The sequence below is a fragment of the Mycobacterium sp. Aquia_216 genome, assembly GCF_026723865.1.
In the GTDB taxonomy this organism is placed as follows: Bacteria; Actinomycetota; Actinomycetes; order Mycobacteriales; family Mycobacteriaceae; genus Mycobacterium.
In genome coordinates this window covers 488,680-512,594 of sequence record NZ_CP113529.1, presented here as the reverse complement: position 1 = coordinate 512,594, position 23,915 = coordinate 488,680, and the positions used below count along the sequence as shown (strand labels likewise).

The 23,915-nt window shown below is 67.2% G+C and carries 19 protein-coding genes and 1 tRNA gene; 8 read left to right on the top strand and 12 right to left on the bottom strand.

Annotated elements, in window-relative coordinates:
• Positions 1–14 precede the first annotated feature (14 nt).
• From selB to OK015_RS02425, 3 genes are all read right to left on the bottom strand, one after another.
• On the bottom strand, positions 15–1,811 hold the full coding sequence (gene selB, locus OK015_RS02435) for a selenocysteine-specific translation elongation factor (RefSeq protein WP_268132381.1): 1,797 nt from the start codon (positions 1,809–1,811) through the stop codon (positions 15–17).
• Complete coding sequence (selA, locus tag OK015_RS02430; protein WP_268128983.1) at positions 1,808–3,127, bottom strand: L-seryl-tRNA(Sec) selenium transferase; 1,320 nt, start codon at positions 3,125–3,127, stop codon at positions 1,808–1,810. The genes selB and selA overlap by 4 nt, the downstream gene beginning before the upstream one ends.
• A 29-nt stretch (positions 3,128–3,156) precedes the next feature.
• A tRNA-Sec gene (locus OK015_RS02425) sits at positions 3,157–3,252 on the bottom strand.
• 131 nt (positions 3,253–3,383) lie between these two features.
• Here OK015_RS02425 and selD point away from each other — a divergent pair.
• Positions 3,384–4,367 carry a selenide, water dikinase SelD gene (gene selD, locus OK015_RS02420; protein WP_268128982.1) on the top strand — a complete coding sequence of 328 codons (984 nt, stop codon included), beginning with the start codon at positions 3,384–3,386 and terminating at the stop codon, positions 4,365–4,367.
• Here the strand turns inward: selD and nrfD are convergent.
• The 4 genes from nrfD to OK015_RS02400 are packed head-to-tail and all read right to left on the bottom strand — an operon-like array spanning position 4,364 to position 10,623.
• Positions 4,364–5,458 carry an NrfD/PsrC family molybdoenzyme membrane anchor subunit gene (nrfD, locus tag OK015_RS02415; protein ID WP_268128981.1) on the bottom strand — a complete coding sequence of 365 codons (1,095 nt, stop codon included), beginning with the start codon at positions 5,456–5,458 and terminating at the stop codon, positions 4,364–4,366. The genes selD and nrfD overlap by 4 nt on opposite strands.
• Positions 5,455–6,426: a 4Fe-4S dicluster domain-containing protein gene (locus OK015_RS02410; RefSeq protein ID WP_268128979.1), complete on the bottom strand. Its 972-nt coding sequence runs from the start codon at positions 6,424–6,426 to the stop codon at positions 5,455–5,457. Before OK015_RS02410 ends, nrfD begins: the two co-directional genes overlap by 4 nt.
• A complete protein-coding gene (gene fdh / locus OK015_RS02405) occupies positions 6,401–9,721 on the bottom strand; it encodes a formate dehydrogenase (RefSeq protein WP_268128978.1) in 3,321 nt (1,106 codons plus the stop codon). The genes OK015_RS02410 and fdh overlap by 26 nt, the downstream gene beginning before the upstream one ends.
• A 38-nt stretch (positions 9,722–9,759) precedes the next feature.
• Positions 9,760–10,623 (bottom strand): fructose bisphosphate aldolase, encoded by an 864-nt coding sequence (locus tag OK015_RS02400; protein ID WP_268132380.1) that lies wholly within the window; start codon positions 10,621–10,623, stop codon positions 9,760–9,762.
• A gap of 249 nt (positions 10,624–10,872) precedes the next feature.
• Here OK015_RS02400 and OK015_RS02395 point away from each other — a divergent pair, with 249 nt between their 5' ends.
• From OK015_RS02395 to OK015_RS02380, 4 genes are all read left to right on the top strand, one after another.
• On the top strand, positions 10,873–12,063 hold the full coding sequence (locus OK015_RS02395) for a cytochrome P450 (RefSeq protein WP_268128976.1): 1,191 nt from the start codon (positions 10,873–10,875) through the stop codon (positions 12,061–12,063).
• Positions 12,064–12,176: 113 nt separating this feature from the next.
• The gene (locus OK015_RS02390; protein ID WP_268128974.1) at positions 12,177–12,788 is read left to right on the top strand and encodes a TetR/AcrR family transcriptional regulator; all 612 of its coding nucleotides are present in this window, start codon (positions 12,177–12,179) and stop codon (positions 12,786–12,788) included.
• A 23-nt stretch (positions 12,789–12,811) separates the two neighbouring features.
• The gene (locus OK015_RS02385; RefSeq protein WP_268128973.1) at positions 12,812–14,023 is read left to right on the top strand and encodes an acyl-CoA dehydrogenase family protein; all 1,212 of its coding nucleotides are present in this window, start codon (positions 12,812–12,814) and stop codon (positions 14,021–14,023) included.
• Positions 14,024–14,033: 10 nt separating this feature from the next.
• Positions 14,034–14,447: a hypothetical protein gene (locus OK015_RS02380; protein WP_268128971.1), complete on the top strand. Its 414-nt coding sequence runs from the start codon at positions 14,034–14,036 to the stop codon at positions 14,445–14,447.
• Positions 14,448–14,471: 24 nt separating this feature from the next.
• Here OK015_RS02380 and OK015_RS02375 read toward each other — a convergent pair whose 3' ends face one another.
• The gene (locus tag OK015_RS02375; RefSeq protein WP_268128970.1) at positions 14,472–14,867 is read right to left on the bottom strand and encodes a VOC family protein; all 396 of its coding nucleotides are present in this window, start codon (positions 14,865–14,867) and stop codon (positions 14,472–14,474) included.
• 115 nt (positions 14,868–14,982) lie between these two features.
• Here OK015_RS02375 and OK015_RS02370 point away from each other — a divergent pair, with 115 nt between their 5' ends.
• A complete protein-coding gene (locus OK015_RS02370) occupies positions 14,983–16,194 on the top strand; it encodes an MFS transporter (protein ID WP_268128969.1) in 1,212 nt (403 codons plus the stop codon).
• On the opposite strand, the gene OK015_RS02365 is transcribed toward OK015_RS02370, so the two are convergent.
• The 4 genes from OK015_RS02365 to OK015_RS02350 all read right to left on the bottom strand — a co-directional run bounded on the left by OK015_RS02365 (position 16,127) and on the right by OK015_RS02350 (position 21,267).
• On the bottom strand, positions 16,127–17,242 hold the full coding sequence (locus OK015_RS02365; protein WP_268128968.1) for an LLM class flavin-dependent oxidoreductase: 1,116 nt from the start codon (positions 17,240–17,242) through the stop codon (positions 16,127–16,129). The two genes, OK015_RS02370 and OK015_RS02365, sit on opposite strands and share 68 nt — an antisense overlap.
• A 16-nt stretch (positions 17,243–17,258) precedes the next feature.
• Positions 17,259–18,653, bottom strand: coding sequence for an NtaA/DmoA family FMN-dependent monooxygenase (locus OK015_RS02360; protein ID WP_268128966.1), 1,395 nt, complete (start codon positions 18,651–18,653; stop codon positions 17,259–17,261).
• 15 nt (positions 18,654–18,668) lie between these two features.
• On the bottom strand, positions 18,669–19,880 hold the full coding sequence (locus tag OK015_RS02355; protein ID WP_268128965.1) for an LLM class flavin-dependent oxidoreductase: 1,212 nt from the start codon (positions 19,878–19,880) through the stop codon (positions 18,669–18,671).
• Positions 19,881–20,169: 289 nt separating this feature from the next.
• Positions 20,170–21,267, bottom strand: coding sequence for an LLM class flavin-dependent oxidoreductase (locus OK015_RS02350; RefSeq protein ID WP_268128964.1), 1,098 nt, complete (start codon positions 21,265–21,267; stop codon positions 20,170–20,172).
• Positions 21,268–21,366: 99 nt separating this feature from the next.
• On the opposite strand from OK015_RS02350, the gene OK015_RS02345 reads away from it, so the two are divergent.
• On the top strand, positions 21,367–22,674 hold the full coding sequence (locus OK015_RS02345; protein WP_268128962.1) for an NtaA/DmoA family FMN-dependent monooxygenase: 1,308 nt from the start codon (positions 21,367–21,369) through the stop codon (positions 22,672–22,674).
• Positions 22,674–23,915 carry an acyl-CoA dehydrogenase family protein gene (locus OK015_RS02340; protein ID WP_268128961.1) on the top strand — a complete coding sequence of 414 codons (1,242 nt, stop codon included), beginning with the start codon at positions 22,674–22,676 and terminating at the stop codon, positions 23,913–23,915. The genes OK015_RS02345 and OK015_RS02340 overlap by 1 nt, the downstream gene beginning before the upstream one ends.

The window sequence follows — 23,915 nt, the reverse complement described above, 5'->3', positions numbered from 1 at the left end:
ATTCGGCTCGGACATCAATGGACCACTTCTCGATGACCGGCGTCCAGTCGCCGGGTCCAGCCCCGCGAGTCCAGGTGCTCCAGCAACGGAATCGCCACCCGTCGCGTGGTGCCGAGGGCTTGGCGCGCCTGGCTCGTGGTGAACGGCTGATCGAGCCGGGCCAACTCGCGCATCGCCAGGGCGGGTGCGGTGGGCAACAGCACCACGCCGTCGCGCAGCCGCAACACCCGCCCGGCGCGCTCTGCCGCGGCCAGTTCGCGGGCGGACAGCCGCAGCGCCGATAAGTCGTCAGCTTCCGGTGCATGGAACGGGTCGGCCCGCAGCCGCGCTTCCAACTCGCCTACCGCGGCTTCGGCGCGGCCAAGGTCATCGCCGGCGCCGGCCGCCCGAAGGTGGCCGCCGCGCTGCTCGAGTCCCGCGTCGCGGGTCACGGCGTCGAGCAGCGACTCGTCCGGCAACGCCAGCAGGTCACCCGCAGCGCCGCGAGATAGACCTTCTGCCAACGGGTCTCGTGCGTGCAGCTCCTCGACCGCGGTCCGCAGGCGCTCCCGCCAGGCGTCGTACGTCGCGCCGTGCACCCACCAGCCGTCGAGCACCCGCACCTCCGCGGGGATCGCGTTCGGTGACGGCAGCAGCCCCAGCCGGCGAAGATGGCTCTCGCGCACCACACCGCGACGGGCCACCTCGGCGCCGACGTCGCCGGCGGCCTCCATTCCACTCAGGGCTGCGGCGCGGCGGGTTCCATCACCGCGTCGCCGCAGCACCGGGGGATCGGCATCGAGCACCACAGCACCGCCGAGCACCCGCTGGCCGCCGGGGTCACGCAGCACCAATCGGTCGCCGAGGACGAGCGGCAGCCGCCGGTCAAGCGTGAGCCGGCCATGGTCGTCGTCGAATGGTCGCAGCCGCGCGGGCACGGCCGCGGTGCCGACATGCACGACAAGCTGGGGCGAAGCCTCGGTCAACGGGCCACCGGTGGTACGGCGGATGTCGAGCGTGCCGGTGCTCGGCCACGCATCGGGGGTGACCAGCGTGTGCCCGCGGTGGACGGCATCGCGCGAGACGCCGCGCAGGTTGAGCGCCACCCGGGCCACCGGTCCCAGCGCGGGATAGGACTCGCCCCGGCTTTGCAGACCGCGGATCACCACCGACCGCAGCTGATCCGCGCCGAGCAGGTCCAGCCGGTCGCCGCGAGCCACCGTGCCGGCCGCGAGCGTCCCGGTCACGACGGTGCCCGCGCCGGTGATCGTGAAGGAGCGATCGACCCACAGCCGCACCCGGGCGGTGGTCTCGGGTGCGGGCAGTTGCTCGAGAACGCGATCGAGGGTGGCCCGCAGCTCGGTCAGGCCCGTCCCGGCCACCGTCGACACGATGACGCCCGGCGCGTCCCGCAGCCCGGTACCGGCCAGCTCATCGCGTGCCTCGGACAGCGCATCCGCGGCACGGTCCGGCGCGCGGTCGGCGCGGGTGATCGCGATCAGACCGTGCCGGATTCCCAGCGCCGCGAGCGCGTCGCGGTGGTCGCTGGACTGTGCCTGCCACCCCTCGTCCGCGGCGACGACGAAGCAAATCACCGGCGCCGGGCCGAGGCCGGCCAGGGTGTTGGCCAGGAAGCGCTGGTGTCCGGGCACGTCGACGAACGCCACCTCGCGGCCCGACGGCAATGTGGTCCACGCGAACCCGAGGTCGATGGTCAGGCCGCGGCGGCGTTCCTCCGCCCACCGGTCGGGCTCCATGCCGGTGAGGGAGCGGATAAGAGTGCTCTTGCCGTGGTCGACGTGGCCGGCGGTGGCGACGACGTGTGTGCTCAGTGGTCCGCCTCGGGCGGCTCCGCCAGCGCGGCGCGTACCGCCGCCAGCAAGCGATCGTCGTCGGACTCGGGGATGCAGCGCAGGTCCAGCAGGCAGGCACCGTCGTGTACCCGCGGCAGCACGGCGGGCTCACCCGCGCGAAGGGCGGCCGCCGCGGGCTCGGGAAGGCGGACCGCCCACCCGGGCAACGGGACGCCCGGGGCTCCACCGCCACCGACCCGGCCGTCGTGTTCGACGACGGCCGCGCCAACCGCGTCGGCGAGACGTACTGCCCGCGCCCGCAGCCGTTCGGGATCGGCGTGCAGGGCCTCGGTCACCGGTGAGGTGCCCGCCCGGACCGTCGCCTCGAGCGCGGCGAGAGTGAGCTTGTCGGCGCGAACCGCACGCGCCAGCGGATGCCGTGCCATCCGCGTGACCACCTGCGTGCGACCGAACACGATGCCCGCCTGCGGGCCGCCGAGTAGTTTGTCGCCGCTGGCGGTCACCACGTCGGCACCCTCGGCCAGCGTGGTGGCGGCGTCGGGCTCGTCGGGCAGCAGCGAGTCGGGAGCAAGCAGCCCGCTGCCGAGGTCGACGACCAGGGGCACCCCCTTCTCGGTCGTCAGCGCCCGCAGCTCGGACACCGCGACGGCGGAGGTGAATCCTTCCACCCGGAAGTTGCTCTGATGCACCTTCAGCACGCATCCGGTCTGCGGCCCGATCGCGTCGGCATAGTCCTTCAAATGGGTGCGGTTGGTCGTTCCGACCTCGCGCAGGCGGGCACCGGTGGAGGCGATCAGGTCGGGCAGCCGGAAGCCGGCACCGATCTCGATCAGCTCCCCGCGGCTCACCACGACTTCACCACCCGACGCCAGCGCGGTCGTCGCCAACACCAGCGCGGCGGCGCCGTTGTTGACCACCAACGCGTCCTCGGCCGCGGGACAGGCCTCCAGCAATGCCTGGCGAAGGGCCACCGCGCGCTTCGACCGGGCGCCGGTGGCGAGGTCGAGCTCCACGTCGACGTAGCCGCTCGCGGAAACCAGTGCGTCGACCGCGCTCGCGGCCAACGGCGCACGCCCCAGGTTGGTGTGCACGACGACACCGGTGGCGTTGAGCACGGGGCGCAACCGTGTGTTCCGGTGCGTGGCCAGGGCCGTCAGCACCGCGTCCTGCACCTGTTCCGGCGGCAGTTCGCCGCGGCGGGCCCGGTCCTGGATTTCGCGCACCAAGGCTCCGACCGCGTGCTCGCCCAGCCGGCTCCGTGCCTGCCGCACCGCCGGCAGCGAGAGCAACTGATCCGTGCGCGGAATCAGGCGGCGCGGGTCGACCTGTGTCACTTGCCTCCTCGCCCTCCTCGGTCCGCGACTGGCGGAGGCGGACGGGAATCGAACCCGCCAGACCGAGATACTCGATCTCACCGGTTTTGAAGACCGGGGGGACCACCAGGAACCCAAACGCCTCCATGCACAAACTAGCGTGGTCAGCGCCAATGGTCGTTGTGTCCACTTCCGAGCGACCACTGTGACTACGTTCGCCGTGGTCGCCGCGAGGCGGATCCGGCGTGAGCCCGCGGGCTGCTCGTACGCTCGTGGCATGACCCAGACGCAGACTCGGCTGACTGGCTACGCGCACGGTGGTGGCTGTGCCTGCAAGATCCCGCCCGGCGAGCTCGAACAGGCGGTCCGCGGCCTGACCGGACAGACGAACGGGAACGTTCTGGTCGGCCTCGACGACGGCGACGACGCGGCCGCGGTGTTGGTCGGCGATATCGCGGTGCTCTCCACGGCGGACTTCTTCACGCCCGTCGTCGACGACGCCTACGACTGGGGCCGGATCGCGGCGGCCAACGCGCTTTCCGATGTCTACGCGATGGGCGGACGCCCGGTGGTCGCGATCAACCTGGTGGGCTGGCCGCGCGATGTTTTGCCCCTCGAGCTGATGACCGAGGTGCTGCGCGGTGGATTGGCGGTGGCAGCGGGGGCGGGCTGCCCGGTGATCGGGGGCCACTCCATCGACGACCCGGAGCCGAAGTACGGCATGGCGGTGACCGGCGTGGCGGACCCGGACCGATTGCTGCGCAACGATGCCGCCCAACCGGGTCTGCCGCTGACCCTGACCAAGCCGCTCGGTGTCGGGCTGCTCAACAATCGACACAAACAGACCGGTGAGGTCTTCGCGGAAGCGATCGCGACGATGACCCGGCTCAACCGCGACGCCGCCGAGGCCGCGGTGACCGGCGGTGTGCGCGCGGCCACCGACGTGACCGGCTTCGGGTTGCTCGGGCACCTGTACAAGATGTGCCGGGCCTCGAAGGTGGGGGCCGTCATTGACCGTGCCGCGGTTCCGGTGATCGGTGCGGCACGCCAGGCGCTGCGCGACGGGTTCGTCTCCGGCGGGACCCGGCGCAACCTCGATTGGGTCCGACCGCATCTGCGTCCCGGGGCCGGCGTGACCGAGGATGACCTGCTGCTGCTCGCCGACGCGCAAACCTCGGGCGGCCTGCTCGTCGTCGGCGAGCTACCCGGTCACCCGGTGATCGGCCACACCGTCGCGGGCGCGGGCATCGAGGTTCGCTAGCCGGCGGTCGTTATCGAGTCGTCCGTGATTCCCGCGGCGCGGCGTGCGGCCAGCCGGCGTTTCTGCGGCTCCATCGTGTAGCGAGGATCGCGGGCCGATTCCTTGCCCGCCTCGAAGAAACCGAACCGCAGCATTGCCGACGCCGTCAGCAGCGCCAAGCCGGACAGCGCGGCGACATCGCGGCGGTGCCCGCCGAGTAACGCGCCCAAACCGCCTGCGGCGGCGAGCCGTTCGCTCCAGGACAGTAACCGGCCAGGCGTGCCGTGGTGCAGCGGCTCCCTGGTCACCGGGTCCATCCGGTGCTCGGTGAACCTGGCCCAAATCAGGTCGCTGACCGCGCCGACGATGGCCAGCCTGCGAGCGGGGCCGGCCTCGGCGACCGGGGTGGTGATCATCGCCAATCCCGATGCGGCCAGGCTCGCCGAGCTGGCAAACACGAACGGCAGGTCTCGATACGCGGCGTTCCACGTCGGGGTCGCGGTGTCGGTGAGCAGCACCGCGGTGTAGACGGCCAGCGGCGGTGAAAGCACCGCCGCGCCCAAGCCGGCCGGTGCCTCCACGGCGCGCAGCACAGGCCGCAACGGGCCCAACGGGATTCGCTCGCCGGTCATCCGATCGATCTCGCAGATCGCGGCGACTCCGATGCCGGCACTGAACAGGCTCAGAATCCACGAACCAACGCTCATCGGCGAGGTCAGCTTGATCGTCCGCAGCATGTTGACGAACCGCTCGGGCCGGCCCAGGTCCTTCACCAGCGCGACCGCGCCCAGCGACACCGCGACCAGAGCAGACAACCTTGTGTTGCGGCGCAATGTTTTTCGACCGGTGAGCTGGGCGCCGGCCGCCAGCAGACCGGACCCACCGGCGACGCCACCCAGGAACAGGTACGCCGCGACCTCGTGTCCCCACGGCGGGGGCTTGACCACCGGGCGCCCGTAATACGAGGTGAACTCGGCGTCGGGGACCATCGGCATCTCGCGGGAACCATCGGAGCCACTGCCGCCGCCCCGACGCCCCGCACGCCTTCCCTTCCGGCGCCTGCCGCCCTTGGGTTCCGGTGGGCGGAAGCTGTCGAATTCCGAGGTGCTCATCGGCTCCCCCAGAACGCCAGTACGGCCGCCCCGACCATTCCGGCCGCGGCCATGCCGGCGCGCTTGAACATGGTCGGCAGGTCGGCCGTGCACACCCGCGGATCGGGTGGCAGACCGTAGACCTCAGGTTCGTCGAGCAACAGGAAGATCGACCCCGTGCCGCCGACGCCGTCGTGCTCGTTGGCGCCGTAAAGCCTTGCCTCCGTGCGCCCCTCGGCGTGCAGCTGGGCGACACGCCGGTGCGCCCGGTCCACCAGCTCGTCGTGGTTGCCGAATTTGATCGACGTGGTCGGGCAGGTCTGGGCGCAAGCGGGTACCTGGTCTTCGACCAGGCGGTCGTAGCACAGGGTGCACTTCTGGGCGACGCCGGTGACGTAGTCATGAGCCAGCTGATCCGACTGTCGCGCCGGCGTGGCATACGTGCCGTCGCTGCGGCGCTCGACCACGCCGAACGGGCATCCCGCCACGCACGTGCCGCAGCCGTTACACACGTCGTGCTGCACCACCACGGTGCCGAACTCGGTGCGAAACAGCGCTCCCGTCGGGCAGACGTCGAGACAGCCGGCGTGCGTGCAGTGCTTGCACACGTCTGACGACATCAGCCAACGAAACTCCGGGGTGTCGGGCGGCTTGGTGTCGGTGTTGTCTTGGGTGCCAGGGAAAGCCGGCATACCCAAACCGATCAACGCACGGCCGGATTCGCGGGCCTCGTCGATGCGGTCCCGGCTCTGCTCGATGAACGCCACGTGCCGCCACGTGCTGGCGCCCAGCGCACCGGTGTTGTCGTAGGACGAACCCAGCAGTTCGAGGTCGCCGTCGCGCGGGTTGCGATTCCACTCCTTGCACGCGACTTCGCAGGCCTTGCAACCGATGCAGATCGAGGTATCGGTGAAAAAACCCTTGCGCGGCTTGGCATCTCCCCAACCGGCGTCTGCGGCGGGGTCAGTCGGTCCGGTCAGCTGCCCCATCGGCGCCCCTCCAGTTCTGCCCGTGCTCCGGGTCGATGACCTCCCAGACGGCTTCGGTGACTCGTACATTGTCCGTCTCGACCGTGGCGCCCGCGCGCGACTGGTACTCGGCGATCAGCCGCAGCAGGTCGGCACCCTGCGGACGGCGGCCCGGTTGGATGTCGCAGGAGCCGGCTTTGGACTCCTGGATCTGCACGTTCGGGTCCAGCGTCACACCCAGGAGGTCGTTGGCGGCGTCCCCACTCACCACCGCGTCGCTGCCCACACCCCAGTGGTAGGGCAGCCCGATCTGGTGCACCGTGTGGTCGCCGATCCGCAGCGGCGTCATCCGTTCGGTGACCAGCACCCGGGCCTCGATCGCCGAGCGCGGTGAGATGAGGGTGGCCCATCCGTAGGGCTCGAGCCCGCGTTCGGCGGCCAACTCCGGGGAGACCTCGCAGAACATCTCCGGTTGTAACTCGGAGAGGTAGGGCAGCCACCGGCTCATGCCGCCGGCAGTGTGGTGCTCGGTGAGGCGGTAGGTGGTGAACACGTACGGGTACACGTCGGCGCCGGGCTCACCAGCACTCGGCGCACTCAGATTGTCCTTGCGCGGGAAAATGATTCGCGAAGGGTTCTGCTGTTGCGGGTACAGCGCGTTGGCGACCGGCGACTCCTGCGGCTCGTAGTGCGTGGGCAGCGGCCCGTCGACCACACCCTTGGGGGCGAACAGCCAACCCTTGCCGTCGGCCTGCATGATGAACGCGTCGTCACCGGCCAGCGCGGCCGGGCCGCCGAGGCCGGGGTCGGGGCGGCTGCCCGGCGCCCGGTCGACCACGAAGTCCGGCACGTCATGGCCGACCCACCGCTGCTGCTGGGTGTCCCACCATATGTAGCGCTTGCGCTCACTCCACGGGTTGCCGTCCGGGTCGGCCGACGCACGGTTGTACAGAATCCGGCGGTCGGCCGGCCAGGCCCATCCCCACTCCGACTGACTCGGCGAAGGACCGCCGTGCGGCACCCGGCGGGCGGCCTGATTGACGCCGTTCGCGTACACCCCGGCGTAGATCCAGCAGCCAGCCGCGGTCGAACCGTCGGCGCGCAGCTCGGTGAACGACGACACCGGCCGCCCCGCATCAGGACCGGCGAGGTGGCGGCCGTTGTATTCGGCCAGCACCGCCTCGCCATCGATGTCGCCGTGCTCATCGGTCGGGTAATCCCACGTCAGGTCGAGTAGCGGCCGGTCGCGTTCGTCGGTCGAACCCGCCAACCGCTCCCTGATCCGCTTGCCCAGCTCGTAGAAGAACTCGCATTCGCTTTGGCACTGGCCGGGCGGCTCGAGTGCCTTGTGCCGCCACTGGATCAGCCGCTGGGTCTGGGTGAAGGTTCCCGCCTTCTCCACGTGCGTGGCCGCCGGGAAGAAGAACACCTCGGTCTCGATCTTCTCGGTCTCCAGCTCCCCGGACGCGATCTCCGGACCGTCCTTCCACCAAGTGGCCGACTCGATCAGATTGAGGTCGCGCACCACAAGCCATTTCAGGTGCGCCATGCCGAGTCGCTGCATCCGGCCATGCGCCGACCCGACCGCGGGATTCTGGCCCAGCAGGAAGTAGCCCTCCACCTCGTCGTCGAGCATGCCCATCACGGTCTGGTAGGTCCCGTGCGGCCCGGACAGCCTCGGCAGGTAGTCGTAGGCCCAGTCGTTGTCCTCTCGCGCGGCGTCACCCCACCACGCCTTGAGCAGGCTGACCATATAGGTATCGGCGTTGGCCCAGAAGCCTTTCTGCTCCTTGGACCCGACCGCGTCGAGGTAATCGGCGAGAGTGTCGTGCGTACCCGCCTTGGGCATCGGCAGATAACCGGGCAGCAGATTGAACAGCGTGGGGATGTCGGTGGAGCCCTGGATGCTGGCGTGGCCGCGCAACGCCATGATGCCGCTGCCGGGGCGTCCGACGTTACCCATCAGCAGTTGCAAAATTGTTGCGGTGCGGATGAATTGGGCGCCAAGGGTGTGTTGTGTCCATCCGACGGCGTACGCGAAACAGGTGGTGCGCTCACGCCCGGAGTTCTCGACGATGGAACGGGCCAGGTAGTCGAAATCCGCGAGACTGATGCCGCAGAGGTCGCGCACCATCTCCGGTGTGTAACGCGCGTAATGCCGCTTGAGGATCTGGAATACCGTCCGCGGATGCTGCAGGGTCTCGTCGCGCAGCACCTCAGCGTGTGGCAATGGTGCACCGCCGCTGCCTAATTCGTCGCCGACTCCGGACTCAGGGTGGTCGTCCGCCTGTTGGGCGTATGCCCAGGTGGACTGGTCGTACTGGCCGGTTTCGGGATCGAAACCGGAGAAGAGACCGCCGAGTTCTTCGGCGTCCCTGAAGTTTTCGTTGATCAGCGTGGCAGCGTTGGTGTACGCGACGACGTACTCCTTGAACCACAGGTCGTTGCTGATGACGTGGTTGATCAGCGCGCCGAGCAGCACCACATCCGAGCCCGCCCTGATCGGGATGTGCTTGTCCGACACGGCCGAGGTACGGGTGAAGCGCGGATCGACGTGGATCAGCCGCGCCCCACGGGCTTTGGCCTCCTCAACCCACTGGAATCCCACCGGATGACACTCGGCCATGTTGGAGCCCTGGATGATGATGCAATCCGCGTTGGCCATGTCTTGCAGTGATTGGGTGGCGCCGCCGCGCCCGAAGGAGGCTCCCAGACCGGGAACCGTGGAGGAGTGTCAAATACGAGCTTGGTTCTCGATCTGGATGGCGCCCGCGGCGGTGAACAGCTTCTTGATGAGGTAGTTCTCTTCGTTGTCCAGCGTCGCACCGCCGAGCGCGGCGATCCCCATGGTGCGGCGCAGCAGGTTGCCCTTCTTGTCGATGTCCTGCCAGGTGTGGCGACGGGACTCGAGGAAACGGTCGGCCACCATGTCGATCGCGGTGTTCAGGTCAAGGCGCTGCCATTCGGTTGCCCGCGGGGCGCGATAGAGCACCTCGAGCTGCCGGCCGGGCGAGTTGACCAGCTGCTCGCTCGCCGACCCCTTGGGGCACAGCCGCCCGCGTGAGATCGGCGAGTCGGGGTCGCCTTCGATCTGGACGACCCTCTCGTCCTTGACGAACACCCGCTGGCCGCAGCCGACCGCGCAGTACGGGCACACGCTTTGCACGACCCGGTCGGCAGTCGTGGTGCGCGAAGTGATGGCACGGGTCTGCTTGGAGGTCACCGCCGGCCCGCGGCCGAAGGCGTCTCCGGATCGCAGCTGACGGATAACGGGCCATTCGAGCAGAATCTTCGGCGAGGGCAGCTTCGGAGCCATGGCTTGAACATTAGTGCGCCGCGCGTCGTAGGCAGCGGTTATGTGACCGATGCCGCGTATATCCGGTCGATATTCGATCCCAGTTTCGCGTCGAATTCGGCATCGGTCTGCTGGGCCGTCAGCCCCTCGGTCAGGGCGCGCGAGAAGCTGGCGATCAGGCCATGATTGCGGTCCAGGATTGCGCAACTCTCGTCCAGGCTGTACCCGCCGGATAACGCGACCACCCGCAACACCCGCGGATGACCGATCAGCGGCGTGTAGAGGTTTTCTTCGTCCGGCAAGGTCAGCTTGAGCATGACCTGCCGGTCGCCGGGCAGTTGATCGAGCCTGGCGCTGATCGCCGACACCAGCAGACCGTCCGCCTTGGCTTTGTCGGGGCTCTTGATGCTGACCTCCGGCTCGATGATCGGCATCAGTCCGGCCGCGGCGATTTTGTCCGCGTAGTCGAATTGCTGGTCGACGACGGCCTTGATGCCCGCGCCGTCGGGTTCTTGGATGAACGAACGCATCTTGGTACCGAAAATGCCCTTGTCGACGGCGCGCTGCAACAAGGCGTCGAGCTTGGTCATCGGCTTCATCAGCTGGACGCCGTGTTCGACGTCGGCCAGCCCCTGGTCGACCTTCACGAACGGCACGATGTGCTTTTGCTTCCACAAAAACGCCGCGGAATCCTCGCCGTTGATGGCGCGGTCCATGGTCTGCTCGAACAGGATGGTCGCGATCAACTTGTCGCCGGTGAAGCTCGGGCTCGTTATCAGCCGCGCGCGCATCTGGTGGATAAGGTCGAACATCTGCTCGTCGCCGTCGTATGCGTCCTGCTCAATCCCATAGAGCTGCAAGGCTTTTGGAGTGCTTCCGCCGCTTTGATCCAGCGCGGCGATAAAGCCGTGGCCCGTCGCCATGACGTCGCGTTGTTCTTCGTTCACTGCGTTCCCTCCGTCGTCGCTCGAGCTGGGCGCGCGGGCCCGATGCCGGGAACCTGCGACCCCCGGGTCCCAGCATGGCGCACCGCTCGCCACACCCGATAGGCCCCCCGATTGACGACTTCGTCAGAACCTATTGACTGAGGTTATCGGCATATGTGACGATTTCGTCAGAATCAGTTCAGCCATCCGGATCAAAGGCTCGGCAGGGCAGCTAGGAGATCCCCAATGAGCAAGGGGCCCAAGGGTCCGGCTACCTACTGGCAAAACATCTACAGCCGCGCCGCCGTGCTCGACCCCTACCCGCACTATCGGCGACTGCGCGACGCCGGCCCGGTGGTCCGACTGCCCAGGCACCGGGTCTTTGCACTGCCGCGCTACGCCGAGTGCAAAGCCACGCTGCGCAACGACGGAGAATTCGTCTCCGGACGCGGTGTCGCACTCAACCCGCTCAGTAACCGACTCTCTCGCGGCACCACCCTCAATAGTGACGGCGCAGAACACGATCAACGCCGGAAACTGCTTGCCCACCGGCTGCTGCCCAGAGCGCTGCGCTCCGTCCATGAAGCCATCGAAAAGCAGGCCGATACCGTCGTCGACGCCGCCGTGCGACGCGGCACCGTCGACGCCGTCGCCGATCTGGCGACCGCCCTGCCGCTGGCCATCGTCCCCGATCTCGTCGGCTGGCCGCGCGATCAACGTAAGCATCTGATCGGATGGGGCGGCGCCACGTTCGACATCCTCGGCCCGCTCAATTGGCAAGCCGTCAAAGCGACCCCGCGCAGCCTGCAGATGCTGCTGTTCACCCGTCGTCTGGTGCGGCAACGGACCGTCCTGGACGGAAGCATGGCGCACGAACTGCTCTGCGCCGTCGACGCCGGCAAGCTCACCCACGACGATTGCTCAGCACTGATGATCGATTACATCGCCCCATCCCTGGACACGACGATCAGTGCCATCTCCAACGCCCTGTATCTGCTGGGGACACACCCCGAACAATGGCGCGTACTCAAAGAAGACCCCGGGTTGATCCCCAATGCCGTCAACGAAGTTATCCGCTACGAATCGCCGCTGCGCGCGTTCGCCCGCCAGGTACGCCGCGACACCGAGATCGCCGGCACGCCGATACCCGCCGGGTCGCGGGTTCTGGTCATGTACGCCTCGGCCAACCGCGACGAAAACGAGTGGGACAAACCCGATATCTTCGACATCCGCCGCGACGCCGGTCGCCACATCGGTTTCGGCCACGGGACCCACGCCTGCGCCGGTCAGGGACTCTCCCGGATGGAAACCGCTGCCATTTTGCGTGCGCTGCTGGAACGGGTGGACCGTATCGAAGTTGTCGGGCGACCCGTCTGGGCGGTGAACAACATCATCCGCCGACATCGATACCTTCCGCTCACGCTGATACCGGCCTGACGACCGTCGGATCGATACCTTCACCGGGTAGCGGTCGCGGACCGCGTCGCGACTCGTGGCGATGCGTGGGCCAACGGTTTGCCATCCCAACGGTGAGTGAGTACTCTCTCACCATGTCCGACTCGGGACGCGATCGATTGCTGGCTGAAGCGCTGAGGCTTTTCGCGGCCAAGGGCTACGCGGCGACCTCGGTGGCCGACATCCAGCGAGCGTCGGGCCTCGCCCCGGGTTCGGGCGCGTTGTACAAGCACTTCGCTTCCAAGCGCGAATTGCTGGAGGCAGCGGTTACCCACCGGATCGATAGCATCGTGGCCGCACGCGAGCAGTTCGACGCCGGGCAACCGGACAGCGTCGAGCAGGCCGTGCGTACCGCCGGGCAACTGATCTGGAGCAACCTGAACCAGAGCGAGGATTTGCTCAAGGTCATGCTGCGCGAACCCGAAGAGCTCGGTGACCTCGACGAGAAGACGTGGCAGGTCATCACCGACAACGCCTATCAGCGGTTCGCCGACGAGCTGACCGCGTCCAATCGCTCCGGCCGCACCAGCATTCCCGATCCCGAGGCCGCCGCGGCGGTGGCGATCGCTTCCCTGTCCTACGCGGCGACGCTGCAGGCGCTGTCCGGGCGGTTACCGGGCAACGTCGACGAGGGCCGTTACTTCGAGGCCTGGGTCAGCCAGGCCGTGAGCGTCCTCGCCCAGCACACCAACCCCAGAAAATCCTAAAAACCCATTACAGGAGCGAAACCATGACTTTTTCCCTGCAACTGAGCGACGACGTCATCGAGGTGCGCGATTGGGTGCACCAGTTCGCGGCGGAGACCATCCGCCCCGCCGCGGCCGAATGGGATGAACGAGAAGAAACCCCATGGCCGGTGATCCAGGAGGCCGCGAAGGTGGGCCTGTACTCCCCCGACTTCTTCGCCCAGCAGGCCGCCGAGCCGACGGGCCTCGGCTTTCTCACCGCATTCGAGGAGATGTTCTGGGGTGACGCCGGCATAGCGCTGTCCATCATGGGGACCGGGCTGGCCGCAGCGGCGTTGGCGGGCAACGGGACTCCCGAGCAGCTGGGCCGCTGGCTGCCGGAAATGTTCGGGACGCCCGGCGACCCCAAGCTGGGCGCGTTCTGTTCCTCGGAGCCCGACGCGGGTTCTGACGTCGGCGCCATCCGCACCCGGGCCCGCTACGACGAGGCGACACGTGAGTGGGTTCTCAACGGCACCAAGACCTGGGCAACCAACGGCGGCATCGCCAATGTGCACATCATCGTGGCGTCGGTCTATCCCGAACTGGGCACCCGTGGCCAGGTCTCGTTCGTCATCCCGCCCGACACCAAGGGTCTGGCACAGGGGCAGAAATTCAAGAAACACGGGATACGCGCTTCACACACCGCCGAGGTGGTCCTCGACAATGTCCGGCTGCCCGAGGACTGCATTCTCGGCGGCCGGGAGAAGTTCGAAGCCCGGATCGCCCGAGTCAAATCCGGCACCTCCGCGGGTGGCCAGGCGGCCATGAAGACCTTCGAGCGGACTCGGCCCACCGTCGGTGCGATGGCCGTTGGCGTGGCACGCGCCGCTTACGAGTACGCGCTCGAATATGCCTGCCAGCGCGAGCAATTCGGCCGCAAGATCGGTGAGTTCCAGGCAGTGGCGTTCAAGCTGGCCGACATGAAGAGCCGGGTCGACGCCGCTCGTCTGCTGGTGTGGCGCGCCGGCTGGATGGCCCGCAACGACAAAAGCTTCGACTCCGCCGAGGGCTCGATGGCCAAGCTGGTGGCGAGCGAGGCCGCGGTCTATGTCACCGACGAGGCCATCCAGATCCTCGGCGGCAACGGCTACACCCGCGACTACCCCGTCGAGCGCATGCACCGCGACGCGAAGATCTTCACGATCTTCGAGGGCACCAGCGAGATCCAGCGCCTGGTGATATCTCGGGCCCTGACCGGCTTACCCATCCGTTAGGTTTGACGCCATGAAGCGTGCGGTCGTCGCGACAATCCTCTTCGTTGGCTGGTGCGTCGGAATGCCGGTGGCCACCGCGGATAACCCGGCCTGCACGGCGTCGGTGTGCGCGTTCTTGTCGCCGTCACGCAACATCAGCTGCGAGGTCAACTACAAGCGCGACCCCGGCATATCCGACGAGGCCTATTGCCAGACCAACGAGCCGCCGCAATCCGCGCACCTGTCCGCCGGCGGAGTCGTCACCAGCTGCAAGGGTGTCTCCTGCGTGGGCAACGCCGGAGAAGGCACACCCGTCCTTGGTTACGACCAGACCGTCGGCATCGGTCCCTTCAGCTGCACATCGAAGCCCGACGGCGTGACCTGCACCGTGTCCTCGGGTAACGGGTTCACGATCTCCAATGCCGGGATTACCTCCATCGGATAGCGTTGCGCGCCAAGCGAACCGGCGCTAATCGCGGTCGTGGTGGCAGACGGCCTCCAGCTTGATGCCGAAGGGGTCGTACCAAAACGTGGCGTAGTAATGGCCGGGGTACTGCGGGAAGTGCTGCGGCGGGTGAATGACGCTGCCCCCGGCCGAGACGACGTGGTCGTGCACGGCGTGCACCGCGGATCGGCCCCGCACCATGAACGCCAGGTGTTGCAGGCCGCCGCGCTGCGCGGAGTACTCACCGGGCTCGGCCGGATAGAAGAACAGGAAGGTGCCGGGCTTATTGCCGGCAGGCTGGTAGGAAAACTCCTCCTCGGTGTGGAAGTACGACTCGAAACCCAACAGGGGCATCAACGCGTCGTAATAGCGCTTTGCCGCCAGGAGATCGGGCACATTGACGCCCAGGTGACCCAGCATGTGTTGTCCCTTCGCTTTCCGTCCACTTCCCGCACAAAACCGTACTGGCCTGAACACCGTGCCTCGCCTGCTACGTAGCCTTTCCAGAAGGTGATTGCGTCGGAAGGGCCACGTCATGCCCCGTGCGGTCTCGACCAGAGTCGGGCTTTATTTCGGGTTGCTGCAACTCGTCTTCGGGCTGACGTGGGTGGGCTACGTCATCTATCTGCCGCAACTCGCGGCACAAGCAGGCATCAGCACCGGCGTGGTCGGCTGGCTTCTGGTGTGCGATCAAATCATCTTCGCGGTCTGCGACTGGGCGACCGGCGTCGCCGTCGACCGGGTGGCGCGGGTGGTCGGCCAGGTGGGGAAGGCCGTCGCGGCGGTGACGGCGGTATCGACACTCGCGTTCCTGTTCCTGCCGTTGATATCACGTTCTGGCGCTTATGTATTGGTCGCGCTGATCGTCGTGTGGGCGGTTACCTCCTCCGCCCTGCGGGCGCCGCCACTCGCGCTGCTCGGCCGCTACACGCCCGTCGGTCGGCAACCATGGGTCTCCGCACTGTTCGTCGTCGGAAGCGGCATGGCCACCGCGTCGACACCTTTTCTTGCCGGACGGATCACGGCGTACGACCCACGGATCTTCTTTGGCGCATCGGCTGTTTCCGTCCTCGCGGTGACCTTGGCGATCGTGTGGGCCGAGAAGACGCTCACCCGGGCCGCCCCGCCCGAGAAAAGGGCACCCACCGAAATCCGGATGAGCATCTTCCTGGTATTCCTCGCGGCAGTTCTATTGGCGCAAATGGGATTCCAGGTGCACTCGTCGGTCAACTCGCAGCGACTCTTCGCCAAATACGCTGATCCGAGCGCGCTTCCGGCGCTGTTGTCGCTGTTCTGGATCGGATTCGCGCTGTTGACGCCGCTGGCGTCATTGCTGGCGATGCGGCTCGGGGGCGTCGTCGCAATGGCATTGGGGGCGGTGGTCGCCGCCGGATCGGCCGCGGCCGCGGCATGGGCCACCGACGTGGTCTCGCTCGGCATTGCCCAATTCGTCTGCGGCGCCGCCTGGGGCACTGTGATGGTGAGCGCGGTTGCCGCGGCCTTCTCGATCGGGCGTCACGGCCGCGAGGGCACCGCGGTCGGCGCCGTGTTCTCGGTGACCGCGGTGGCGACGATGGCACGAATCGCCCTGGTGACCGCGCACGGCGATCGGGTTCCGGTGGTGGCCTCCACCCTGCCCTGGCTCCCGACCGTGTCATGGCTGGCGGCGGGATTGCTCCTTATCGGCGTGCCCACTCTTCGGCGAGCAGCTGATAGGAACGCACTCGGTCCTGGTGGTCGTGGGTAATCGTGGTCACGATCAGTTCGTCGGCCTCGGTGGCGTCGCGCAGTCGCTCCAGCTGGTCGGCGACTTGGACCGCGGAGCCCACGAACTGGGTTTCGACCCGATCCGCGACCAGGTCGCGATCGGCATCGGTCCAGCTGTGCGCGCGCGCTTCGTCGGGAGTCGGAAACGCAATGGCGCCTTCGCCGGTCCGGATGCTGCGCACCCAGAGCCCGTAACCCGCAGCCAACTCACGGGCGGTGGCCTCGTCGTCGGCGACGACGACATCGGCCGACACCGCAACATAGGGCCGGTCGAGTTCGGCGGAGGGCCGAAACGCGGCGCGGTACCCGTCCACTGCCTCGAGGACCGTGGCCGGGGAGACGTGGTAATTACCCGCGAACCGCAGGCCCCTGCGCCCGGCGACGACCGCGCTCTCCCCACCGCTGCTGCCCAGAATCCAGACCTGCAGATCGGCTCCACCTCCCGGCACGACGTGTGCCGCTTGACCGTCGGCGGAATAGGTGTCGGCGATCAGTGCGAGGACATCCTCGACCTGCTCGGTGTAATTCTGCGACTCCGCGCCCGGCAGTTGCAGCAGCGCTTTATGCAACGCGAAGCGCGGCGACTTCAACAGCGGGATGAAGTCGAACGCCGCCGGTATGCGCAACCCATTGGGCGTGTATCCGTCGATCAACGTCCGTGATGTCGCCGCCGGGGTCGCCGGCTCCCGGGGCTTCCCGCCGGAGCGCCCCAAGCCGAGGTCAAATCGCCCGGGATGCAACGCATCCAGCAGGCCGAACTCCTCCACCGTGGCCAATGCGGTGCGATGTCCCATCTGCACCGCGCCCGAACCGAGCCGGATCGTCGTGGTTTCGGCCGCGGTCAGAGCGAGCAGCACCGCCGGCGCGGTACCGGCGACTCCGGGATTGAGATGGTGTTCGGCAAACCAGTACCGCGTGTAGCCGAGACTCTCGGCTCGCCGGGCGAGATCGATGCTGTTGCGCAAAGCCTGCGTCGCGGTCGAGCCCGAGGAGATCGGCACCAGATCGAGCACCCCTAACCGAGTCATCGTTGCGCGCAACGCTTCACGATGCCACCCCAGTCGAGGCGTCTGGGGTGCTGGAGTGCCGCGGGGTCGGTAGCGGCGCGAGGCCCAGGTGGTCGCGCAGCGTGGTGCCGGTGTATTCCGCGCGGAAGACTCCGCGCTCCTGAAGCAGCGGCACGACCTTATCGACGAAGGGATCGAGCCCGCCGGGCGTGATGTGTGGAACCAGGATGAATCCGTCGCTGGCGTCGGCCTGCACGAAATCGTTGATCGTGGCGGCGACGGTCTGCGGCGATCCGATGAAGGACTGGCGCCCGGTGACCTCGACGATCAGTTCGCGGGTGGTCAGGTTCTCCGCCTCGGCCTTGGCGCGCCACTCGTTGGCGATCGCGATCGAGTCGCGGAACATGCGCACGCTGGCCCGGCCGCGCGAGATGCTGTTCTCCCCGACGACCGGGTCCACGCTGGGCAGCGGCCCATCGGGGTCGTGGTCGGACAGGTCCCGATTCCACAGCTGCTCGAGAAACTTGATCGCAGTTTGCGGAGACACCTGCGCCAGCCGCACCTCATAGGCGATGTCGGCGGCCTCCGCGTCGGTATCGCCGATCACGAAGGTCGCCGCCGGCAGGATCAGCAGCTCGTCGCGGCGGCGCCCGTAGCGGGGCAGGCGGCCCTTGACGTCCTCGTAGAACGCTTGGCCGGCCCCCAGGGTGCTGTGCCTGGAAAATATCGCGTCAGCGGCCGCGGCCGCGAAGTCGCGTCCCTCGTCGGAATCGCCGGCCTGGAAGATCACCGGCCGGCCCTGCGGGCTTCGCGGCACATTGAACCGGCCGTGAATGCCGAAATGGGCGTCGTTGTGGCTGAATGTGCCCGCGCCCGGATCCGACAAGAAGACGCCGCTCGCCTTGTCCGCCACGATCTCGTCGCCGCGCCACGAGTCGAAAAGCTCCTGTGTCGTCTGCAGGAACGTCTTTGCCCGCTCGTAGCGCTGGTCCTCCGCCAGGAACCCACCCCGCCGAAAGTTCTCGCCGGTGAACGCATCCCACGAGGTGACGACGTTCCAGGCGGCACGACCACCGGAAAGGTGATCCAGCGAAGCGAATTGCCGTGCGACTTCGTAGGGTTCGTTGAAGGTCGAGTTGATCGTGCCGGTGAGGCCGATGTGGTCGGTGACCGCAGCGAGTGCGGCCAGGACGGTGAAGGTGTCGGGGCGGCCGACGACATCGAGGTCGTAGATCTGACCGCCTTGCTCCCGCAGCCGCAGCCCCTCGGCCAGGAACAAGAAGTCGAACTTGCCGCGCTCGGCCGCCTGGGCAAACTGTGCGAACGAACCGAACTCGATGTGGCTGCCAGCCGCCGGGTCGCTCCAGACGGTGGTGTTGTTGACGCCGGGGAAGTGCGCCGCTAGGTGAATTTGCTTGATCGGCTTACTCATTGGAACCCTCGATATCTATGCGTTAGCGATGGCGTAACGGTTGGCGGGGCGGGGCAGTCCGAGCAGCCCGCGCAACGTGTCCGCCTCGTAGGCGGTGCGGAACAGTCCCCGGCGACGCAACTCGGCCACCAGTGCCTCGGTGATCTGAGTGAGGTCGTGCGGAATGGTCGCGGGCCGCAGGCGGAAACCCGACAGGCCGGCCGCGTGCCACTCCTGTAGCACGTCGGCGAGCTGCGTCGGCGTACCGACGAAAATGTGTGCATCGCTGCGGTATTCGTACCCAAGAACATCGTCGAGCCGACGGCGCCGCGACTCTGCCGCCTGGGCGGTGTCATCCAAAAACACCACCAAATCACCGAAGAGGTGCAAGGTTTCGTGGCCGCGCCCGACGGCTTGGCGAAGTGTCCCGATCTCGATGGCGGCATCGCTAGCCCGCGTCGCGTCGTGCGGAGTGACGAATCCGACGTCGGCCGCCTCGGCGATGAGCTGGTAGGACACACCGCCGTGGCCCAATGCCGCGACGATCGGCTGGCCCTGCGGCGGGCGAGGCGTAATCGAGGGTCCCTTGACGGAGAACCAACGCCCCTCGAAATCGATGTAATGCAACTTGTGTCGGTCGATGAACCGTCCGGTGCGGGCGTCACGGATCTCAGCGTCGTCCTCCCAGCTGTCCCAAAGACGACGCAGGACTTCAGCGTAATCCGCGGCCTCTGCGAAATAGTCGGCTATCTGCCGCTGGCTCTCCTGGTCGTTGATGGTGTCCGCGGACAGACTCGGCAACTCGCGACGCCCGAAATGAGCTGCCGCATCGGCTCGCGCCGAGATCTGGAGCCGAACACCCGCTCGACCCGTACTGACGTAATCGAGCGTGGCGATCGACTTCGACAGGTGAAACGGCTCGGTGTGCGTGACATTCGCCGTAGGTATGAAGCCAATACCCTTGGTGCGCGGAGCAATTCGGGCTGCGATGAGCACCGCATCCAACCGGCCGCGAACGCGGTCGGTTCGATCGTCAGGAGTGAAAGGGTTGTCCGACTGCACCGTCAGCGAATCCTCGATCGTGACGAAGTCCAACGACCCCCGTTCGGCTTCACCGACCAGGTCTGCCCAGTAGCGCGCATCGAACAACTCGTCCGGGCGAGCGTCCGCCTCGCGCCACGCGGCGGGGTGCCAGCCGGCGCCGTCCAGTGCCACGGCGAGGTACAACGGGTTCGACGAATCAGGCATCGAATCTGCCTCCCTAACAAAAGAGCGGTGCGTCGGCGGCAAACGCCACCGAATAGGTCTAACGCGAAGAGTCGCCGGTGGATTCCGGGCCGGCCGCCGCACACGAGCGAGGTGGCGGCGGCTGAGGACACGCGCCCTGCCATGGAGACGGTGTCGATTTCATGGTGTCTCCCGCCGTGGCGCTCAAGCCGTTCGACGTCAAAGTCTAGCTGCGCTAATCGGATTGCGCCGGGGCGTGCCACCAGTGCCGAGGCGTCTTACCGCCCGATGCGCGGCGGGGCTTTTGAAATCATGTCGATTGCAAATCCGCCTTGGCCAACAGCGGTCGTACCCCTTCGGCGAACCAGTAAGCCTCTTCCAGGTGCGGATATCCCGACAAGATGAACTCGTCGAAACCCACCGAGTGGTACTCGGAGATGAGGTTGGCCACTTCCTGGTGACTGCCCACCAGGGCGGTCCCGGCCCCACCGCGCACCAGACCCACTCCGGCCCAGAGGTTCGGGTAGATCTCCAGCTTGTCGACCTGCCCGCCGTGCAGCGCGGTCATCCGACGTTGTCCCTCGGATTCCGAACTGCTGTGCAGCGCAGTGGCTTTGCTGATTTGCTCGTCGGTGAGCTCGGCGAGCATGTCGTTGGCGACCGCCCAGGCCGCGGCCGAGGTGTCACGGCTGATGGTGTGCAGCCGAATACCGAATCGCACCTTCCTGCCACGCGCGGCCGCTTCGGCCCGCACCTTCTCGATCTTGGCGGCTGCCGCCTGTGGCGGCTCACCCCAGGTCAGGTAGACGTCGGCGTACTCGGCCGCGATCGGCAGCGCCGGCCCCGAGGAGCCGCCGAAGTAGATTTCTGGCAACGGATTCGGCGGCGCCGAGACCCGGGCGTCTTCGACCGTGTAGTACTTGCCGGTGAAATTCACCGACTCCTGGGTCCACGCCGATGTGACGATTTGCAGAAACTCGGCGGTGCGGCCGTAGCGCTCGTCGTGACCGAGAAAATCTCCGAAGCGACGCTGCTCGGCATCGTCGCTGCCACTGACCACATTCAGTAGCACCCTGCCTTCGGAAAAGCGTTGCAAAGTCGCGGTCTGCTGTGCGGCCAGGGTCGGTGGAACCAGACCGGGACGAAACGCGACCAGAAACTTCAGCTTTTCGGTCTCGGCCAGCAACGCGGCCGAGGTCAGCCACGCGTCTTCACACCAGGTCCCGGTCGGCGTCAGCACGCCCTCAAAGCCCAGCCGGTCGGCGGCGCGAGCCACTTCGGCCAGGTAACGGCGGGTTGGTGCGCGATACCCGGTCGGGATGTCGCGGTTCGACGATGCGTGCGACCCGCCGACGATCGAGCGGCTGTCGCCGGTCGTGGGCAGAAACCAGAAAAATCTCGGAGCCATCTGCGCCGACGGTAGGTTCTCGGCGGGCGGCATGCAAGTTCCGTTCCGCGCGGATTTAACTAGCGCGGCGGCGCCCAGCACGGAGTACTTTGCCCTGGCGTGCCACGCGAACTACACCTATTGGCCTTCGGGAACACTCGATCGGCCGGACCGTGGCGTCATCCCGATATCGACAACACCCCCGCCGGTGTTCGGCGACGGCTGATCGATCGGGCCCAGACTGCCGAAGCGGGTTGCCTGGACGCGTTGTTCTTTGCCGACGGGCTGAATTACGGGCCGCCGGCGACGTGGGCCTATAAGACGACGGAAGATTTCGAGCCCCTCACCACGACGGCGGCACTGTCGTCGGTGACCGAGGCGATCGGGCTGGTGGTCACCGGCTCGGCAACCCTGGTCCCCCCGTTCCAGCTGGCGCGCCAGTTGCTGTCACTAGATCACCTCAGCGGGGGCCGGGCCGGCTGGAACTTGGTCACCAGTTTTGCGCACGCGGCCGCCGAAAATTTCAGCGACCGTGGCGTTGTCGACCACGACGAGCGTTATCAGATCGCCGAAGAAGCCCTCTCTATCGTTCAGAAGTTGTGGGACGGCTGGGCTGACGACACAATCGTCGAGGACCGCGCGGCCGGGATCTTCAATGATGTCACCAAGATTCGGTCCGCTGATCACCATGGCCGCTATTTCGACGTGCGTGGGCCGATCGGCTCGGCGCGGTCGCCGCAAGGCCAGCCGGTGCTCTTCCAGGCCGGCTCGTCACCGACAGGCCGGCGTTTCGCCGCCCGACATGCCGAGGTGATCTTCACCGGTCAGGGCACCCAGGCCCGAGCGCAGGAGTTCTACCGGCAGATCCACGACGAGGCGCGCCGCCAAGCGCGTCGTATTCCGCCGCTGATCACCCCGTCACTGCGGTTCATCGTTGGGTCGACCGACCAGGAGGTCGAGCGCCTGGAACGTAGTGCGTACGAGTACTTCAGTCCCGAATACCAGGCCGGCTGGCTGCTGGAGGTCGACGTCGATGTAACCGGCGCAGACCTCGACGGACCGGTCCCCGATACGGCTTTCCCTGATAGCACTCAGACTCACCAGACCGCGTTGGCCGGGTATCGCGCGCTGGCCACTGAAGGGCGCCCCACGGTGCGAGAGTTCTTGTACCGCACGGTAAACGGCTGGGGAGCAAGTGTCTCCGGCACCCCCGAGCAGATCGCCGACGAAATCGGAGAATGGTTCGCATCACACGCTTGCGATGGCTTCGTGATCGGCGACTCGGGATTGCCGGGTCAGCTCGATGACTTCGTCGGTCAAGTGGTGCCGCTACTGCGAAAGCGGGGCCTGTTCCGCCACGAATACACCGGCGCGACATTGCGAACCCACCTGGGTCTGCAGCCGCCACCCAATCGGTATGAGGTGTGATGACCGTTGTCGCAACGTATCTGAGAGCGCCGACGGCGGACACCGGCGAGCTGCGCGCTAAGTTCGGCCCACTCTTCCAGCGCGTCGCCGAGGGCAACGTGGAACGCGAGCGCTCCCGCGTCTTTCCACACGAGCAGGTCCGCTGGCTCAATGACGCCGGGTTGGGCACGCTGCGAATTCCCGAAGAGTACGGCGGGCAGGGGGCCTCGCTCGAGCAGACCTTCGCGCTGCTGGCCGACCTCGGTGAAGCCGACGCCAACGTGTCACACATCTGGCGTAACCATCTGGCGTTCGTCGAGGACCGCCTGAACGCGCCGGTGTCAGATGCCAACGACAGATGGATCAAACGGTTTCAGGCGGGGGCGTTCGTCGGCGGGGGCTGGACCGAAGCCAACAATGGCACGCTGGCCAACATCGCCACCACCATTTCTGCCGAAGACGACCACTGGGTGGTCTCGGGGGCAAAGTTCTATGCCACCGGAAGCCTGTACGCCGATTGGCTCGACGTGATCGGCCGCGGCGACGATGGTGGACTGTGGACGGCGCTGGTGCGCGCGGATGCCAAAGGTGTGACCCTCGTCGATGATTGGAAGGGCTTCGGGCAACGCACTACCGCCAGTGGTTCGGCCCGCTACGACCGGGTGCACGCCGAGCGCGCCGACGTCTTTCCGGTCGCCGACCGATTCAGCTATCAGCCGCACTTCTACCAATTCGCGATGCTGGCAGTGCTGACCGGGATTACCCGGGCGGCGTTACGGGACGGCGGCACCGCGCTGAAGCGGCGCGGCCGCAACTATCCGCAGGGGCTGGCCGAAACACCGTCCGAAGATCCGCAGCTGCTGCAGGTCATCGGGCAGGTCTCCGCCGATGCGTTCGCCGCACAGGCAGCGCTGGAAAAGGCGGCCCGCAGTTTGGACCATGTCGTGGCCGGCAAGCTCGACGGCACGCTCGATGCCCGGAACGGCCGGCAGCGGCTGATCGATGCCGACGTCGCGGTCACCCAATCGCAGTTGGTGATCATCGCGGCCGCATTGCAAGCCACCACCACCGTCTTCGACGCGCTGGGCGCATCCGGGGTCTCCGAAGACTTGTCCTTGGACCGGCATTGGCGCAATGCCCGGACCCTGGCGTCCCACAACCCGCGGGTGTACAAGGCGCGGATCGTCGGCGACTGGCTGATCAACGGCAAAGACCCGCTGCCCGACCTCACGAAGCTCGGCCGCGGCGGGCAGGGCAACTAG